This is a genomic window from Enterobacter mori LMG 25706 (assembly GCF_000211415.1).
Taxonomy (GTDB): Bacteria; Pseudomonadota; Gammaproteobacteria; order Enterobacterales; family Enterobacteriaceae; genus Enterobacter; species Enterobacter mori.
This window is the reverse complement of record NZ_GL890774.1, coordinates 1-16,776: the sequence shown is the minus strand read 5'-3', so window position 1 is coordinate 16,776 and position 16,776 is coordinate 1. Positions and strand designations below refer to the sequence as shown.

Here is a 16,776-nt window from a genome sequence, read left to right as displayed (position 1 = left end):
GGCGGTAACAGGGGTTCGAATCCCCTAGGGGACGCCACTTGCTGGTTCGTGAGTGAAAGTCACCTGCCTTAATATCTCAAAACTCATCTTCGGGTGACGTTTGAGATATTTGCTCTTTAAAAATCTGGATCAAGCTGAAAATTGAAACGACACACATGTTAATGTGTGTTCGAGTCTCTCAAATTTTCGCAATTTGATGATGAATCGAAAGAAACATCTTCGGGTTGTGAGGTTAAGCGACTAAGCGTACACGGTGGATGCCCTGGCAGTCAGAGGCGATGAAGGACGTGCTAATCTGCGAAAAGCGCCGGCGAGGTGATATGAACCTTTGACCCGGCGATGTCCGAATGGGGAAACCCAGTGTGTTCCGACACACTATCGTTAACTGAATACATAGGTTAACGAGGCGAACCGGGGGAACTGAAACATCTAAAGTACCCCGAGGAAAAGAAATCAACCGAGATTCCCCCAGTAGCGGCGAGCGAACGGGGAGCAGCCCAGAGTCTGAATCAGCTTGTGTGTTAGTGGAAGGGTCTGGAAAGTCGGGGGGTACAGGGTGATAGTCCCGTACACGAAAGCACACATGCTGTGAACTCGAAGAGTAGGGCGGGACACGTGGTATCCTGTCTGAATATGGGGGGACCATCCTCCAAGGCTAAATACTCCTGACTGACCGATAGTGAACCAGTACCGTGAGGGAAAGGCGAAAAGAACCCCGGCGAGGGGAGTGAAAAAGAACCTGAAACCGTGTACGTACAAGCAGTGGGAGCCTCTTTTATGGGGTGACTGCGTGCCTTTTGTATAATGGGTCAGCGACTTATATTCTGTAGCAAGGTTAACCGTATAGGGGAGCCGAAGGGAAACCGAGTCTTAACTGGGCGTTAAGTTGCAGGGTATAGACCCGAAACCCGGTGATCTAGCCATGGGCAGGTTGAAGGTTGGGGAACACTAACTGGAGGACCGAACCGACTAATGTTGAAAAATTAGCGGATGACTTGTGGCTGGGGGTGAAAGGCCAATCAAACCGGGAGATAGCTGGTTCTCCCCGAAAGCTATTTAGGTAGCGCCTCGTGAACTCATCTTCGGGGGTAGAGCACTGTTTCGGCTAGGGGGCCATCCCGGCTTACCAACCCGATGCAAACTACGAATACCGAAGAATGTTATCACGGGAGACACACGGCGGGTGCTAACGTCCGTCGTGAAGAGGGAAACAACCCAGACCGCCAGCTAAGGTCCCAAAGTCATGGTTAAGTGGGAAACGATGTGGGAAGGCACAGACAGCCAGGATGTTGGCTTAGAGGCAGCCATCATTTAAAGAAAGCGTAATAGCTCACTGGTCGAGTCGGCCTGCGCGGAAGATGTAACGGGGCTAAACCATGCACCGAAGCTGCGGCAGCGACGCTGAGGGGTTGTTGGGTAGGGGAGCGTTCTGTAAGCCGTTGAAGGTGGCCTGTGAGGGTTGCTGGAGGTATCAGAAGTGCGAATGCTGACATAAGTAACGATAATGCGGGTGAAAAGCCCGCACGCCGGAAGACCAAGGGTTCCTGTCCAACGTTAATCGGGGCAGGGTGAGTCGACCCCTAAGGGGAGGCCGAAAGGCGTAGTCGATGGGAAACAGGTTAATATTCCTGTACTTGGTGTTACTGCGAAGGGGGGACGGAGAAGGGTATGTTAGCCGGGCGACGGTTGTCCCGGTTTAAGCATGTAGGCGGGAAGTTTAGGTAAATCCGGACTGGTTCTAACGCTGAGGTGTGATGACGAGGCACTACGGTGCTGAAGTAACAAATGCCCTGCTTCCAGGAAAAGCCTCTAAGGCATCAGGTAACATCAAATCGTACCCCAAACCGACACAGGTGGTCAGGTAGAGAATACCAAGGCGCTTGAGAGAACTCGGGTGAAGGAACTAGGCAAAATGGTGCCGTAACTTCGGGAGAAGGCACGCTGATGTGTAGGTGAAGCCCCTGCGGGTGGAGCTGAAATCAGTCGAAGATACCAGCTGGCTGCAACTGTTTATTAAAAACACAGCACTGTGCAAACACGAAAGTGGACGTATACGGTGTGACGCCTGCCCGGTGCCGGAAGGTTAATTGATGGGGTTAGCGGCAACGCGAAGCTCTTGATCGAAGCCCCGGTAAACGGCGGCCGTAACTATAACGGTCCTAAGGTAGCGAAATTCCTTGTCGGGTAAGTTCCGACCTGCACGAATGGCGGAATGATGGCCAGGCTGTCTCCACCCGAGACTCAGTGAAATTGAACTCGCTGTGAAGATGCAGTGTACCCGCGGCAAGACGGAAAGACCCCGTGAACCTTTACTATAGCTTGACACTGAACACTGGTCCTTGATGTGTAGGATAGGTGGGAGGCTTTGAAGCGTGGACGCCAGTCTGCGTGGAGCCAGCCTTGAAATACCACCCTTTAATGGCTGGTGTTCTAACGTAGACCCGAATCCGGGTTGCGGACGAGTGTCTGGGGGGTAGTTTGACTGGGGCGGTCTCCTCCCAAAGAGTAACGGAGGAGCACGAAGGTTAGCTAATCCTGGTCGGACATCAGGAGGTTAGTGCAATGGCATAAGCTAGCTTGACTGCGAGAGTGACGGCTCGAGCAGGTGCGAAAGCAGGTCATAGTGATCCGGTGGTTCTGAATGGAAGGGCCATCGCTCAACGGATAAAAGGTACTCCGGGGATAACAGGCTGATACCGCCCAAGAGTTCATATCGACGGCGGTGTTTGGCACCTCGATGTCGGCTCATCACATCCTGGGGCTGAAGTAGGTCCCAAGGGTATGGCTGTTCGCCATTTAAAGTGGTACGCGAGCTGGGTTTAGAACGTCGTGAGACAGTTCGGTCCCTATCTGCCGTGGGCGCTGGAGAATTGAGGGGGGCTGCTCCTAGTACGAGAGGACCGGAGTGGACGCATCACTGGTGTTCGGGTTGTCATGCCAATGGCATTGCCCGGTAGCTAAATGCGGAAGAGATAAGTGCTGAAAGCATCTAAGCACGAAACTTGCCCCGAGATGAGTTCTCCCTGACCCTTTAAGGGTCCTGAAGGAACGTTGAAGACTACGACGTTGATAGGTCGGGTGTGTAAGCGCAGCGATGCGTTGAGCTAACCGATACTAATGAACCGTGAGGCTTAACCTTACAACGCCGAAGGTGTTTTGGCGAAGAGACACGATATTTTCAGCGTGATACAGATTAACAGAATTTGCCTGGCGGCTTTAGCGCGGTGGTCCCACCTGACCCCATGCCGAACTCAGAAGTGAAACGCCGTAGCGCCGATGGTAGTGTGGGGTCTCCCCATGTGAGAGTAGGGAACTGCCAGGCATCAAATTAAGTAGTAAGCCGGTGCATTAATCCGGTGGTTACAAGCAGTCTTCGGTGGAGCGGTAGTTCAGTCGGTTAGAATACCTGCCTGTCACGCAGGGGGTCGCGGGTTCGAGTCCCGTCCGTTCCGCCACTTATTAAAAGCCCTGAGCTAACGCTCAGGGCTTTTTTCTTATCTGCCGTTAAATAATAGCGAAGTCAGAAAAAATCCTCTGCTTTCTGCGCTCTTTTTCTTCATAACACTACCCGCCATAATCTTCCTCAGTTTACGAACATAATGATTAACGAGGAATAACATGACTATCCCTGCATTTGGTCTGGGCACTTTCCGCCTGAAAGACGACGTAGTAATTGCATCTGTAAAAACTGCACTTGAACTTGGTTATCGCACCGTTGATACGGCGCAGATTTATGAAAACGAAGCGGCTGTAGGCCAGGCGCTCGAAGAGAGCGGCGTACCGCGCAGCGACCTTTTCATCACCACCAAGATCTGGATTGAGAATCTCAGTAAAGATAAGCTGATCCCAAGCCTGAAAGAGAGCCTGAAAAAACTGCGTACTGACTATGTGGACCTGACGCTGGTTCACTGGCCATCACCGAATGATGCCGTCTCGGTGGAAGAATTCATGCAGGCGCTGCTGGAAGCGAAAAAGCAGGGCTTAACACGTGAAATTGGTATCTCCAACTTTACTATCCCGTTGATGGAAAAAGCGATTGCTGCTGTTGGCGCAGAAAATATTGCGACCAACCAAATTGAACTGTCCCCATACCTGCAAAACCGCAAAGTGGTGGACTGGGCAAAACAGCACGGTATCCATATTACTTCTTACATGACGCTGGCCTACGGTAAAGCGCTGAAAGATGAGGTGATTACCCGTATCGCGGAGAAACACAACGCGACAGCGGCCCAGGTGATCCTGGCATGGGCAATGGGTGAAGGTTATGCCGTGATCCCGTCCTCAACCAAGCGTGAAAACCTGGCAAGCAACCTGTTAGCACTGGATCTCCAGCTGGACGAAGATGATAAAAAAGCGATCGCGGCACTGGATTGCAACGATCGTCTGGTGAGCCCGGAAGGGTTAGCGCCGAACTGGGATTAATATTGACCCAACCCTCTGTATTCTAAAACCCTCGCACAGCTCCTTCGGGAGCTGTTTTTATATGTTCGCTCAGGAAGTCGATAAAGGCACGAATACGTGTACTGACGGCTCTGTCGCTGTAATAAACCGCGCTAAAAGGCATCTCTACCGGCAGACGTTTATCTGCCATCAGCTCCACAAGCTCTCCGCGTGCGATCTCTTTATCAATCATGTAATCAGACAAACAGGCGATACCATTTCCGGTAAGGCACAGCTGTTTTAGCGTTTCCCCGCTGTTTGAGGATAATCCGCAGGCAATTTCATGAAGCTGACCATCATGACAGGAGACAGGCCAGGTATTTAGCGACACCGGTTCCGTAAAGCCCAGACACAGATGTTGCGCCAGCTCTTCTACCGTTTCGGGCTTTCCATGCTCAGCAATATACTGCGGCGACGCGATGATTTTACGGTAGCTGGCAAAGAGGGGGCGAGCACGTAAGCTTGAATCAGTCAGGGTTCCCGCCCGGATCGCGACATCAACTTTGCGTTCAATAAGATTGATAAAGGTTTCGGAGGAGACCAGCGATAACGTCATCTCTGGATAACGTTCGCGGAAGGGCTTGATCAGCGGCATCAGAAAATGCAGAACCACAGGTGTTGCCGCATCGATACGCAGCAATCCACGCGGTGTGCTGCGCGATTCCATAATCTCTGTCTCCGCTGCGGCCATCTCCTGCAGGACAGACTGCACGCGGCGGAAATAACGCTCACCTTCTTCAGTGAGGCTCAGCTGTCGTGTTGTTCGGTTGAGCAAGCTCACCCCAAGCTTCATCTCCAGCTTTTTCACCGAGCGACTGATCGCGGAATTTGCCTGACCCAGCTGTTCCGCTGCGCGGCTAAAGCTACCGCTCTCGACGACGGCGACAAAGATTGTTAGCTCTTCCGAGGTTGCTTTCATTATTGCACCACCTGCAAAATTCAATTGATATTCTGACCATTTTTGTTATTTAAGCACTGGCGCATACTTCCTGTCATCTTAATCCTGTAAAGACGGAGTATTTTATGCCACTGGCGCTACTTGCCCTCACGATCAGTGCCTTTGCGATAGGCACGACCGAGTTCGTTATTGTCGGACTGGTTCCTACCATCGCTAATCAACTTGCCATCTCGCTCCCTTCAGCGGGCTTGCTGGTGTCAATCTATGCGTTGGGTGTTGCTGTTGGTGCACCGGTACTGACCGCGCTGACAGGGCGTTTCCCGCGTAAACAGCTGTTAGTTGCCCTGATGGTGCTCTTCACCGCTGGCAACCTGCTGGCCTGGCAGGCGCCGGACTACACCACGCTGGTGATTGCCCGCCTGCTGACCGGCCTCGCGCATGGCGTGTTCTTCTCCATCGGTTCAACCATTGCAACCAGCCTGGTGCCTAAAGAGAAAGCCGCATCCGCTATCGCCATCATGTTTGGTGGGTTAACCGTTGCGTTGGTCACTGGGGTGCCGTTAGGTACCTTTATTGGCCAACATTTTGGCTGGCGTGAAACTTTCCTGGCCGTATCACTGCTGGGCGTGATTGCCCTGGTCGCCAGTATGCTGTTGGTGCCATCCAATATCCCTGGCCGGGCGAGCGCAAGCCTGAGCGATCAGTTGAAGGTGCTCACGCATCCGCGTCTGCTGATCATTTACGCCGTTACGGCTCTTGGCTATGGTGGCGTGTTCACTGCTTTCACTTTCCTGGCACCCATGATGCAGGATCTGGCGGGCTTCTCCCCAACGGCGGTAAGCTGGATTCTGCTGGGCTACGGTATTTCTGTCGCGATTGGTAACATCTGGGGCGGCAAACTTGCGGATAAGCATGGTGCGGTACCGGCTCTTAAATTTATCTTCGCAGCGTTGGTTGTTCTACTGATGATTTTCCAGTTCACCGCATCGATTCAGTACGCCGCGCTTATCACCGTGCTGGTTATGGGGATCTTCGCCTTTGGTAACGTGCCGGGCCTGCAGGTGTACGTGGTGCAAAAGGCCGAACTGTATACGCCAAATGCGGTAGATGTTGCATCGGGCCTGAACATTGCCGCATTCAATATTGGTATCGCGATCGGTTCCATCGTAGGCGGACAAACCGTAGAACACTTCGGGTTAACCCAAACGCCGTGGATTGGTGCGGTCATTGTACTTGTCGCTTTCCTGCTGATTGCCCTCAGTGGACGGCTTGATAAACCGGCTCGCGTGGCGCTTGGGTGAGTAGCAGTAAGTGCTTGCTTACAAAACTGGAAAGCGGTTTCTCAGTAATTGCGTTGAAAGTGTGACCTAAAATCCCTATAACATTAGAACCAGTCCGTTTTTCCGGGCTGGTTCACGTTATAGAGGCCGTTTCCAAAAGTGCGAAAAAATGCCTATGCCATGCGTTATGTTGCCGGAATGCCCGCGGAGAGGATCTTGCCTCCGGGGTCGTTTGCGAGCCTTAGCCAGGCATTGCCAGCCGGTACACCCTTAAGCAGTGACGAAAAAATCCGGGTACTGGTCTGGAACATCTTCAAGCAGCAGCGCGCGGAGTGGTTGTCCGTACTGAAGAATTTCGGTAAAGATGCGCATCTGGTTCTCTTGCAAGAGGCACAAACCACGCCGGAGCTGGTCAGGTTTGCAACGACTAACTATCTTGCCGCCGATCAGGTCCCTGCGTTCGTCTTACCGCAGCACCCCTCTGGGGTGATGACTCTGTCAGCCGCGCATCCGGTCTATTGCTGCCCGCTGCGTGAACGTGAGCCGATTTTGCGGCTGGCCAAGTCGGCGCTGGTGACGGTCTATCCGTTACCGGATACGCGCCTGTTGATGGTGGTAAACATCCATGCGGTGAATTTTAGCCTGGGGGTGGATGTGTATAGTAAGCAGTTACTCCCAATTGGCGATCAGATAGCCCATCACAGCGGGCCGATCATTATGGCCGGGGACTTTAATGCCTGGAGCCGCCCGCGCATGAATGCGTTGTACCGCTTTGCGCGCGAAATGTCGCTGCGTGAGGTCCGCTTTAGCGACGATCAGCGCAAGAAAGCGTTTGGTCGTCCTCTCGATTTTGTCTTCTATCGTGGTTTGAATGTGCATGATGCCTCCGTTCTGGTAACGCGCGCTTCCGATCACAATCCTCTACTCGTTGAATTCAGTCCCGGCAAACCTGATAAATAATGGTGCGTCAGGTCTGCCGTGGGGCAGGCCTCTGCGGGTGCTGCCCTTTACTTTTTAACCAACAAAAGGACAGTACGATGACAACAACAACACACACCCATCATGACAACGTAGAAAAACAGTTTGGTTCTCAGGCAAGTGCTTATCTGAGCAGCGCCGTGCATGCGTCTGGGCGCGATCTGGTGCGTCTCGGGGAGCGTCTGGCAGCATTCCCACAGGCACACGTACTGGATTTAGGGTGTGGAGCAGGGCATGCCAGCTTTACGGCCGCACAGCAGGTGGCACAGGTGACCGCGTATGATTTATCCAGCCAGATGCTCGAGGTGGTCGCAGAAGCTGCAAAAGCCAAAGGGCTGAGCAGCGTGGCTACGCGCCGGGGCTACGCCGAATCGTTGCCTTTCGACGATGCGTCGTTTGATGTGGTCATTAGCCGCTACTCCGCCCACCACTGGCATGATGTCGGCCAGGCCTTACGGGAAGTGAAGCGCGTATTGAAGCCGGGGGGCGTCCTCATCATTATGGACGTCATGTCTCCGGGTCATCCAGTGCGGGATATCTGGCTGCAAACGGTTGAAGCGCTGCGCGACACTTCTCACGTGCAGAACTACTCCAGCGGTCAATGGTTATCGCTGATTACGGAGGCCGGGTTGATTTCCCGCTCACTGATAACAGACCGCTTGCCGCTGGAATATGACGCCTGGATCGCACGTATGCGCACGCCGGAAGCGCTGAGCCGGGCGATTCGTATATATCAGGAAAGCGCATCTGCGGAAGTGAAGGCTTACTTTGAACTGCAGGAAGATGGCTCGTTCACCAGCGACACCATTATGGCTGAAGCGCAAAAGGCGGGTTAAAACAAAAAAGGCACCGAGGGGAATCGGTGCCTTTTTATCTCAGGAATGTCTCATCAGGAATCTGGCGTCGCGCTGTTTTTCACAAACAGCGTTAGCTGGTCACCCGGTTGCAGATTGTCAGTATCATTATTCCAGCGCATCACATCTTTGATGTTCACGCCGTGACGTTTTGCGATACTGGACAGCGAATCACCCTTACGAACGCGATAGGTAATACTGTCGCTGTTCCGGGCAAGACGCTGTGCGCTGCTACCCGCACCCACCGTCAGAGTTTGACCCACTTTCAGACCGGAGCTGCGCAGGTTATTCCACTGCTGCAGATCTTTCGCATTCACGCCAAGACGTGATGCAATGCCCGAAAGCGTATCACCTGAACGCACCTTATAGCTACGGCTGGAAACGGGAGAGGTATCGGCGATCAGCGTAGACTGAACGGCGGCAATCTCACCAGAAGCCAGAGACTCACGTAATTGTTCAGCATGCTTCTGCGGAACCATCACATACCGTGGGCCATTTGCTCCCAGGGTTGAGCCTTTAACGCCTGCATTAAAGGTTTTCAGTTTACTGACCGACATACCCGTCATATCGGCAACCTGTTGAATATCAACCGGGCTGCTGAGGCGAACGCGCGCCAGTGCACGACTTTCGTCTGGTGTTGGCAGTTGTACACCGTAACGCTTGCTGTTCTTGAGAATATCGCTCAGGGCCAGCATCTTCGGTACGTAAACCTTGGTTTCCTGTGGCAGTGAGAGCGACCAGAAATCGGTAGATTTACCACGCGCTCTGTTCGCTTTCATTGCCTTCAGTACACGACCTTCACCGCTGTTATACGCTGCGACCGTTAACAACCAGTCACCGTCAAACATCTTGTTCAGACGTTCCATCATGTCGAGAGCGGCTGTCGTTGAAGCGACAACATCACGACGCGCATCATAGCTGCGGGTCTGTTTCAAACCATAATTGCGCCCAGTGCTCGGAATGATCTGCCAAATGCCTGCGGCATTGGCGCCAGACGTTGCGTGTGGGTCAAAAGCGCTCTCCACTATGGGTAGGAGTACCAGCTCCATAGGCATGTTACGTTTCTTAACTTGCCCGGCTATCCAGTACATATACGGCTCTGCCCGTAACGTTACATCGTGGAGATAGCTCTTATTTCTTAAATACTTCTGCTTCTGTTCGCGAATCCGGCTGTTTTCCGGAATTCCCATCTTTAGCTCGTCGCCAATAGAGGCCCACAAGTCTTGTTCCTGCGCGAAAGATGTCCCATCGTCCAACCAGCGCGCCTGACTTGTAAACTTCCCTGCTTCCCCTTGACCAGCTGCAGAAAGGCTCTGTGCGTGCTGTTGTACGTTGCTGCCATTTTGCGACTGGCAACCTACAAGCAGGACAGAGGCGAGTAATATCGCTTTTGCCTTCATGTGTGTGTCAATAGTTGCTTAAAAGACGAGCGATGATAACGGCGAAATTTTGAAAAGGCAACCCGCAATTATCTGAAGTTATCTTTCTTTGACCTTAACCATGCAAAACGCTGCTCTGGTTGTTGCAACTTTGTTTCTTGGTTAATTTTATTAATTAAATCAATATCATCAGTTCGTAAAAATAAATTTATTTCTCGCTCGTTTTTCAGAGTAACGGGTAGTGTTTTTTGGTTTTTTGCACGTAACTCCTTCACTTTCTGGTAATAATCTAAAATCGCCAGATCGTCCGGCAAAATGCTCACGGCAAACTTCATATTTCCTAATGTATACTCATGTGCGCAACAAATGAGGGTATCATCGGGCAATGCGTTAATTTTTTGTAATGACTGATACATCTGGGCTGGCGTCCCTTCGAACAGCCGTCCACAGCCGCCTGAAAAGAGTGTGTCACCGCAAAATAGATAAGGTTTGCTGTAGAAACACAGATGTCCAGAAGTGTGACCTGGCGTAGTAAATACGGAAAATTCGTATCCCAGTATGAGGATATTTTCGCCTTCTTCGACTACTTGCGTCGTACCCTTATCTTGTGTTTCAGCCGGTCCATACACCACAAGAGGCGGGAAGGCCGCCACAAGATTGGGAACGCCGCCCACGTGATCATTATGGTGATGAGTAAGAAGGATGGCCTGGGGATGCCAGCCATTTTCTTCGATTGCCTGCAAAACCGGCGCGGATTCACCCGGATCGACAATGATACATCTGCGATCGTCATCGACTAATACCCAGATGTAATTGTCCTGAAAGGCTGGAATACTGATAAGATTCATACATTACCTCTAACTGCGTGGCGGATGTGTTGATGAAACCGGCAAGGATACCTCAGACTGTCGCAGCACCGGAACGTTGGGCTGACCTGCCCTGGGGTGAGTACTATCGCGAGGCGTTAGAACAGCAGCTTAAGCCGTGGCTCGCGAAAATGTATGGCTTTCACCTGCTTAAGATTGGCAATCTCAGCGCGGAAATCAATACCGAAAGCTGCGCTATCTCGCATCAGGTCAACGTTTCGCTCGCGGGATTGCCTGTTCAGGTGAAAGCAGACCCGCTGCATTTACCTTTTGCCGAAAAATCCGTTGATGCTTGTCTGCTGGCGCATACGTTGCCCTGGTGCAGCGATCCCCATCGCCTGCTGCGCGAAGCTGACCGTGTGCTGATTGATGATGGCTGGCTAATACTCAGCGGTTTCAATCCGCTGAGCCTGATGGGTCTGCGCAAGCTCGTCCCGGTTTTACGCCGCACCCCGCCATATAACAGCCGCATGTTCACGATGATGCGCCAGCTGGACTGGCTTTCACTGCTTAACTTTGAGGTGCTCGGCTACGGGGGATTTCAGGTACTGCCCTGGTCACGGCAGGGGGGCGTTGTGTTGAGTACCCATTTGCCCGCCCTGGGCTGTATGCAGTTTATCGTGGCGCGTAAGCGAACAATCCCTTTGACGCTGAATCCGATGAAGCAAAGCAAATCGAAAACGCAAATTCGTCAGACCGTCGGCGCCACGCGGCAGTATCGAAAGCCCTGATCAGGATTCAGGCTGGTAGCCCGCATCCTCATGCGCGGGATTGGACGCAGCCGCACGAGCCAGTTCGTCGCAGCGTTCGTTCTCAGGGTGACCTGCGTGGCCTTTTACCCATTCCCACTTGATTTGGTGCTGACCTAAGGCCGCATCCAGACGCTTCCAGAGGTCGACATTCTTGACCGGTTTTTTATCTGCCGTTTTCCAGCCGCGCTTTTTCCAGTTATGGATCCACTGGGTGATGCCCTGGCGCACGTATTGGCTGTCGGTGCTCAGCACCACGTCGCAGTGTTCCTTTAAGGCTTCCAGCGCCACAATGGCCGCCATCAACTCCATGCGGTTGTTGGTGGTGAGAAAATAGCCTTCACTAAAAGTTTTTTCGTGCTGGCGATAACGCATAATCGCGCCATAACCGCCCGGGCCCGGATTGCCGAGGCAAGATCCATCGGTGAAAATTTCTACCTGTTTACGCATCTCTGGTAGACTTCCTGTATTCGAAACGTTCAGTTAAACGATAAGTCTGACATAAATGACCGCTATGAGCACTGCAATTACTCGCCAGATTGTTCTTGATACCGAAACCACCGGTATGAACCAGATCGGCGCACACTATGAAGGGCACAAGATCATCGAGATCGGTGCTGTTGAAGTGGTGAACCGTCGTCTAACGGGCAACAACTTTCACGTTTACCTCAAACCTGACCGGCTGGTGGACCCGGAAGCGTTCGGCGTTCACGGTATTGCGGATGAGTTCTTGCTGGATAAACCGACCTTTGCAGATGTCGCGGATGAATTCCTTGAGTACATCAAAGGTGCAGAACTCGTCATCCATAACGCATCGTTCGATATCGGCTTTATGGATTATGAATTCAGCAAGCTTAATCGTGATATTCCGAAGACCAACACGTTCTGTAAAGTCACGGACAGTCTGGCGCTGGCAAGGAAGATGTTTCCCGGCAAGCGTAACAGCCTCGATGCACTCTGCTCGCGCTATGAAATAGACGACACTAAGCGAACGCTGCACGGCGCATTGCTCGATGCCCAGATTCTGGCGGATGTTTATCTGACGATGACCGGCGGTCAGACGTCGATGAAATTCAGTATGGAAAATGAGTCCCAGCAGACGCGGGACGCAGGGGGCATTCAGCGCGTTGTGCGTCAGGCGAGTCGTTTGCGGGTTGTTTTAGCCAGCGATGAAGAGCTGCTTAACCATGAATCCCGTCTCGATCTGGTGCAGAAGAAGGGCGGAAGCTGCATGTGGCGCGCCTGAAAAGGGGGCGAAACGTTTGTTAAATCACCGTTTGGGTGATTTTTGCAGCAAACGATTCAAAACGTGAGAAAAAGCGTTGACGAGTCCAGAGGCAAACCGTAATATGCGCCTCGTTCCCCAAGCGGGAACAGTGGAGCGGTAGTTCAGTCGGTTAGAATACCTGCCTGTCACGCAGGGGGTCGCGGGTTCGAGTCCCGTCCGTTCCGCCACTATTCAGGCCCACGTTATTTATAACGTGGGCCTTTTTCATTTCTGCATTCCGATGCATTTCCTCTTCAGTCTCTACCCTTGCCACTTCCGCAGTGGTTCGACATGCCACGTCCCTTACTTTTTCTCTTATTTAATAAGATATCTTTATATTTTTAATATATTACTTTTATTTCTGTTTTATTTTGGTGTAAGTTAATTACGATTAATTCTCGCTCCTTTTATTATTTCATACCCTCTCATTAATTCCCTGTCCGGTGTTAACTATTCCTAATGCTGCGTATATTTCTGTGTGGTTTTTTCCTAAGCATATAAAGAAACCAGACATGATATTTTTAAGCATCATGTCAATGAACCCAATAGACATGAATTATGTATGGAAGACATAAGTGCAAAGCAGTAAAGGATGTAATCACAGAAGTGCTTATATGTCCTTAATTTAGCGAGTGAAATTCACCAAGGACTTTTATATGACGGAAAGTAAAGTCATTTTAGCAGTGAACAGCGGAGACGGAAAAACTCGGTTGTTGACAGCGGACGCAGGCCGGACGGTTAAGATAAAGCTGATCGCCGGCAATAAGTATCTGCTGAAGAACGTCAATGACGACTTCGCACCAGAAAATATTACCCTTCAACGTGTAGGTAAAGCATTACATATTATTCAGGAAGGGGACACACAGCCTAGCATCATCATCGAGGATTACTTCGATGGTGATAAAAATAACCCAACGCTGATGGGGATGGCAGAAGATGGACTTCTGTATGCCTATATTCCCGTGTCAGGCGAAAGCTACGATACTGGCTATCTCCTTGCGGATGGCAGCATGTCTCCGGTTGCCCTGGGCGGCGATCCGTTAGGTGCTGGTGGCCCAATTCTGACGGCTCCTGATGACGACAACGACATGCTGTTCGGCATGCTGGGATGGTTTGCGCTTGCAGCGGCGGGCGTAGGGGCGGCTTTTGCGCTGTCCGAACTCGATGACGAAGATGGCGACAAGCACGCGACACCTGAAAAGCCGAGCATTGGCCAGACAATTGATGATGAAGGCTCTATCAAAGGCCCTCTGAAATCAGGTGACGTGACCGATGACACCAAACCGTCTTTGACGGGGAAAGGAAATCCGGGCGATACCATCCATATCATCGATAATGATAAGGAAATCGGGTCTGTCATCGTCGATGACGAAGGCGAGTGGAGCTATACGCCAGACAAACCGCTGAGCGACGGCGAACATGACCTCTCCGTTGTGGTTGAAGATCCTGACGGAAACAAAAGCCCACCTTCTGACCCGATCACTATCGTTGTAGATACCGTTGCGCCAGATGCGCCAACGATTGAACACATCATGGATAAGGTGGGTAAAGTCACCGGCGAAATTCTTGACGACACCTACACCGACGATCCAAAACCGGAAATGAGCGGCACCGGTGAAGCGGGCGCGACGATTACTATTTACGATAACGGTAAAAAGATCGGCGAAACCACGGTCAACGACGATGGACGTTGGTATTTCAAGCCTTCCGAAAACCGGGCGGACGGCAACCACAGCATTACGGTCAGCCAGACGGATAAAGCGGGCAACGTCAGCAAGCCTTCAGATGAACGTGAATTCATTGTTCTGACCGAACCTCCTGGGAAAGCAGAAACGCCTGAAGTTAATGACAATACGGGTCCGGTAACGGGTCCCCTTAAGCCAGGCGACGTGACTGATGACAGCAAGCCGTCCTTCAGTGGTGAAGGCACGCCGGGCAATACCATCGTTATCAAAGATAACGATAAAGAGATCGGCTCGGTTATCGTCGACGACGAAGGGAAGTGGACTTACACGCCTGAGAAAGATCTCAGCGAGGGTGAGCACAATGTTGAGGTGATTGAGGAAGATCCGCTGGGTAATGTCGGCGAGCCTTCCGATCCTATCCAGATCATTGTTGACACTACGCCGCCAGCAAAACCGGATATGGTTGATGCTGAGGATAATACCGGTCCGATTACCGGTCAGCTGAAGGGCGGGGACGTCACTGACGAAACGCGTCCGGTATTCAGCGGTAAAGGTGAACCTGGCGATACCGTGACCATTTATGATGGTGATGAGGTTCTGGGCTCTACCGTCATTGACGATGAAGGCAACTGGACGCTGACACCAGAGAAACCGCTGGGCGAAGGCGACCACAGCATCACCGTTACGCAAACGGATAAGGCGGGCAACACCAGCGATCCCTCGGAAGCGCTGGAGTTTGAAGTTGACACTACCGCGCCTGATGCTTCAGCAAATGTTCTGAAAATTACAGCCGTAGCGGATGACGTGGGCGATCGTCAGGGCAACGTTGCCAGCGGTGAAATCACCGATGACAGCAAACCACTCATTAGCGGTATCGGCGAAGCAGGCAACACCGTATTCGTCTACACCACCGACTCATCCGGTAAACACCTGATTGGTTCAGCGGTTGTGGGCAGCGATGGTACCTGGAGCCTGACGCCATCAACCCCGCTGACGGAAGGTTTGAACAAGCTGACCCTGGAGACGCAGGATCCGGCGGGTAACCGCGTTGCGGGCGATGCGCCGTCTTACGATATCAATCTGCTGATCCCAGTCAGCACCAATCCGTCCATCAACAGCGTGGTGGACAACTCAGAGCCGCACGTTGGGCCGCTGCAGAAAGGCGAATCCACCAACGACACCACTCCAACCCTGAGCGGCAGCGCTGCGCCGGGCGATACCGTGTCTATTCTCGACAACGGTAAAGTGATTGGCTCCGTCACCGCGGACAGCAACGGCAAGTGGACGTTCACGCCGGACACCGCGCTGGCTGATGGCAAGCACACCTTCACCGTCACCGCGACCGGCGCGGCAGGCAACGCGCGCACCAGCGGCAGCTTCCCGATTGTTATCGACACCACGGCACCGGCTCCGGCGGACAATATCATCCTTGATGATAACGTGGGCGACAAACAAGGGCCGGTAGGGGAGGGTGACACCACCGACGACCAGTCTCCAACCCTGAGCGGCGAAGCCGAGCCGGGCAGCGTTGTTGATATCTACGACAACGACGAGAAGATTGGCTCCGTTATCGTCGATGACGAAGGCAAATGGACCTATACGCCGGACAAACCGCTGGATAAAGGTGACCATGAACTCACCACCACGGTCACCGATCCGTCAGGTAACACCAGTGAACCGTCTGCGGGCATCTCCTTCACCGTCGATCCGGATCCAAACCAGGTCACCGTAGGTGAAGTGGTGGACGATCAGGGCCCGATCGTGGGTAACCTGAAGCCAGGCAGCGTGACGGATGATGTGCGTCCGGAACTGGGCGGTAAAGGCAAGCCAGGCAGCACGGTGACCATGAAAGATGGCGACGACGTTCTGGGCTCCACCGTTGTAGATCCGGATGGCAACTGGACGTTCACCCCAGATCAGGATCTTGCTGAGGGCGACCACAGCCTGACCGTAGTGTCCAAAGACCCGGCGGGTAACGACGTTACGTCTCCAGCCTTCGATATCACGGTAGATACCGTGGCACCGGAAAAACCGGTCGTGGGCCTTGCGACAGATGACGTGGGCTCCAGCCGTGGCGATCTCAGCAGCGGCAGCACCACCGATGACGCGAACCCAACCTTCAAAGGTTCCGCAGAGCCGGGCAGCCGTGTTGATATTTATGACAACGGCGAGCTGATTGGCTCTACTGTTGTGGATGAGAATGGTGGCTGGCAGTTCACGCCAACCACAGCGCTGCCGGAAGGCGAGCACCATATCACTACCACCGCAACCGATGAGGCGGGTAACACCAGCCCGGAATCAGATGACTTTGTGCTGATCACCGACTATACCGCGCCAGACGCCAGTAAAGTGGTTATCACCGAAGTCTATGACGACGTGA

Annotated in this window: 11 protein-coding genes, 2 tRNA genes and 2 rRNA genes; 11 read left to right on the top strand and 4 right to left on the bottom strand. The window is 52.6% G+C overall.

The genetic code is table 11. The annotated features are described in order from the left end of the window. The first annotated feature begins 230 nt into the window (after window positions 1–230). The 4 genes from ENTMO_RS0101960 to dkgB all read left to right on the top strand — a co-directional run bounded on the left by ENTMO_RS0101960 (window position 231) and on the right by dkgB (window position 4,422). A 23S ribosomal RNA gene (locus ENTMO_RS0101960) occupies window positions 231–3,139 on the top strand. A 67-nt stretch (window positions 3,140–3,206) separates the two neighbouring features. After that, a 5S ribosomal RNA gene (gene rrf, locus ENTMO_RS0101955) occupies window positions 3,207–3,322 on the top strand. Window positions 3,323–3,378: 56 nt separating this feature from the next. Then, a tRNA-Asp gene (locus tag ENTMO_RS0101950) sits at window positions 3,379–3,455 on the top strand. Window positions 3,456–3,618: 163 nt separating this feature from the next. Then, on the top strand, window positions 3,619–4,422 hold the full coding sequence (gene dkgB, locus ENTMO_RS0101940; RefSeq protein ID WP_010426653.1) for a 2,5-didehydrogluconate reductase DkgB: 804 nt from the start codon (window positions 3,619–3,621) through the stop codon (window positions 4,420–4,422). Between the two features lie 22 nt (window positions 4,423–4,444). Here dkgB and yafC read toward each other — a convergent pair whose 3' ends face one another. Then, window positions 4,445–5,359: a DNA-binding transcriptional regulator YafC gene (gene yafC / locus ENTMO_RS0101935; RefSeq protein ID WP_010426650.1), complete on the bottom strand. Its 915-nt coding sequence runs from the start codon at window positions 5,357–5,359 to the stop codon at window positions 4,445–4,447. Between the two features lie 104 nt (window positions 5,360–5,463). On the opposite strand from yafC, the gene ENTMO_RS0101930 reads away from it, so the two are divergent. The 3 genes from ENTMO_RS0101930 (at window position 5,464) to ENTMO_RS0101920 (ending at window position 8,432) form a co-directional block, all read left to right on the top strand. Then, window positions 5,464–6,639: an MFS transporter gene (locus ENTMO_RS0101930; RefSeq protein WP_010426648.1), complete on the top strand. Its 1,176-nt coding sequence runs from the start codon at window positions 5,464–5,466 to the stop codon at window positions 6,637–6,639. 138 nt (window positions 6,640–6,777) lie between these two features. Then, window positions 6,778–7,578, top strand: coding sequence for an endonuclease/exonuclease/phosphatase family protein (locus ENTMO_RS0101925; protein ID WP_010426645.1), 801 nt, complete (start codon window positions 6,778–6,780; stop codon window positions 7,576–7,578). A 77-nt stretch (window positions 7,579–7,655) separates the two neighbouring features. After that, a complete protein-coding gene (locus tag ENTMO_RS0101920; RefSeq protein WP_010426642.1) occupies window positions 7,656–8,432 on the top strand; it encodes a class I SAM-dependent methyltransferase in 777 nt (258 codons plus the stop codon). A 53-nt stretch (window positions 8,433–8,485) separates the two neighbouring features. Here the strand turns inward: ENTMO_RS0101920 and mltD are convergent, their stop codons facing one another. Beyond that, on the bottom strand, window positions 8,486–9,850 hold the full coding sequence (gene mltD / locus ENTMO_RS0101915; RefSeq protein WP_041951341.1) for a murein transglycosylase D: 1,365 nt from the start codon (window positions 9,848–9,850) through the stop codon (window positions 8,486–8,488). A 68-nt stretch (window positions 9,851–9,918) separates the two neighbouring features. Continuing rightward, window positions 9,919–10,677 carry a hydroxyacylglutathione hydrolase gene (gloB, locus tag ENTMO_RS0101910; RefSeq protein WP_010426638.1) on the bottom strand — a complete coding sequence of 253 codons (759 nt, stop codon included), beginning with the start codon at window positions 10,675–10,677 and terminating at the stop codon, window positions 9,919–9,921. A gap of 32 nt (window positions 10,678–10,709) precedes the next feature. On the opposite strand from gloB, the gene ENTMO_RS0101905 reads away from it, so the two are divergent. After that, window positions 10,710–11,426, top strand: a complete 717-nt coding sequence (locus ENTMO_RS0101905) for a class I SAM-dependent methyltransferase (RefSeq protein ID WP_010426636.1) — start codon at window positions 10,710–10,712, stop codon at window positions 11,424–11,426. Here ENTMO_RS0101905 and rnhA read toward each other — a convergent pair whose 3' ends face one another. Continuing rightward, complete coding sequence (rnhA, locus tag ENTMO_RS0101900) at window positions 11,427–11,894, bottom strand: ribonuclease HI (RefSeq protein WP_010426635.1); 468 nt, start codon at window positions 11,892–11,894, stop codon at window positions 11,427–11,429. Between the two features lie 64 nt (window positions 11,895–11,958). On the opposite strand from rnhA, the gene dnaQ reads away from it, so the two are divergent. The 3 genes from dnaQ to ENTMO_RS0101885 all read left to right on the top strand — a co-directional run. Beyond that, window positions 11,959–12,690, top strand: coding sequence for a DNA polymerase III subunit epsilon (gene dnaQ / locus ENTMO_RS0101895; RefSeq protein WP_010426634.1), 732 nt, complete (start codon window positions 11,959–11,961; stop codon window positions 12,688–12,690). 132 nt (window positions 12,691–12,822) lie between these two features. Then, window positions 12,823–12,899 (top strand) — tRNA-Asp (locus ENTMO_RS0101890). A gap of 468 nt (window positions 12,900–13,367) precedes the next feature. Continuing rightward, window positions 13,368–16,776: Ig-like domain-containing protein (locus ENTMO_RS0101885; protein WP_010426633.1), on the top strand; the 3,409-nt coding region annotated here is incomplete at its 3' end.

Bases quoted from the DNA above. Each gene is read 5' to 3' on its own strand.
- rnhA (WP_010426635.1), bottom strand. From the start codon at position 11,894: ATGCGTAAACAGGTAGAAATTTTCACCGATGGATCTTGCCTCGGCAAT.
- mltD (WP_041951341.1), bottom strand. From the start codon at position 9,850: ATGAAGGCAAAAGCGATATTACTCGCCTCTGTCCTGCTTGTAGGTTGC.
- dnaQ (WP_010426634.1), top strand. From the start codon at position 11,959: ATGAGCACTGCAATTACTCGCCAGATTGTTCTTGATACCGAAACCACC.
- gloB (WP_010426638.1), bottom strand. From the start codon at position 10,677: ATGAATCTTATCAGTATTCCAGCCTTTCAGGACAATTACATCTGGGTA.
- dkgB (WP_010426653.1), top strand. From the start codon at position 3,619: ATGACTATCCCTGCATTTGGTCTGGGCACTTTCCGCCTGAAAGACGAC.
- ENTMO_RS0101930 (WP_010426648.1), top strand. From the start codon at position 5,464: ATGCCACTGGCGCTACTTGCCCTCACGATCAGTGCCTTTGCGATAGGC.
- ENTMO_RS0101920 (WP_010426642.1), top strand. From the start codon at position 7,656: ATGACAACAACAACACACACCCATCATGACAACGTAGAAAAACAGTTT.
- yafC (WP_010426650.1), bottom strand. From the start codon at position 5,359: ATGAAAGCAACCTCGGAAGAGCTAACAATCTTTGTCGCCGTCGTCGAG.
- ENTMO_RS0101905 (WP_010426636.1), top strand. From the start codon at position 10,710: ATGAAACCGGCAAGGATACCTCAGACTGTCGCAGCACCGGAACGTTGG.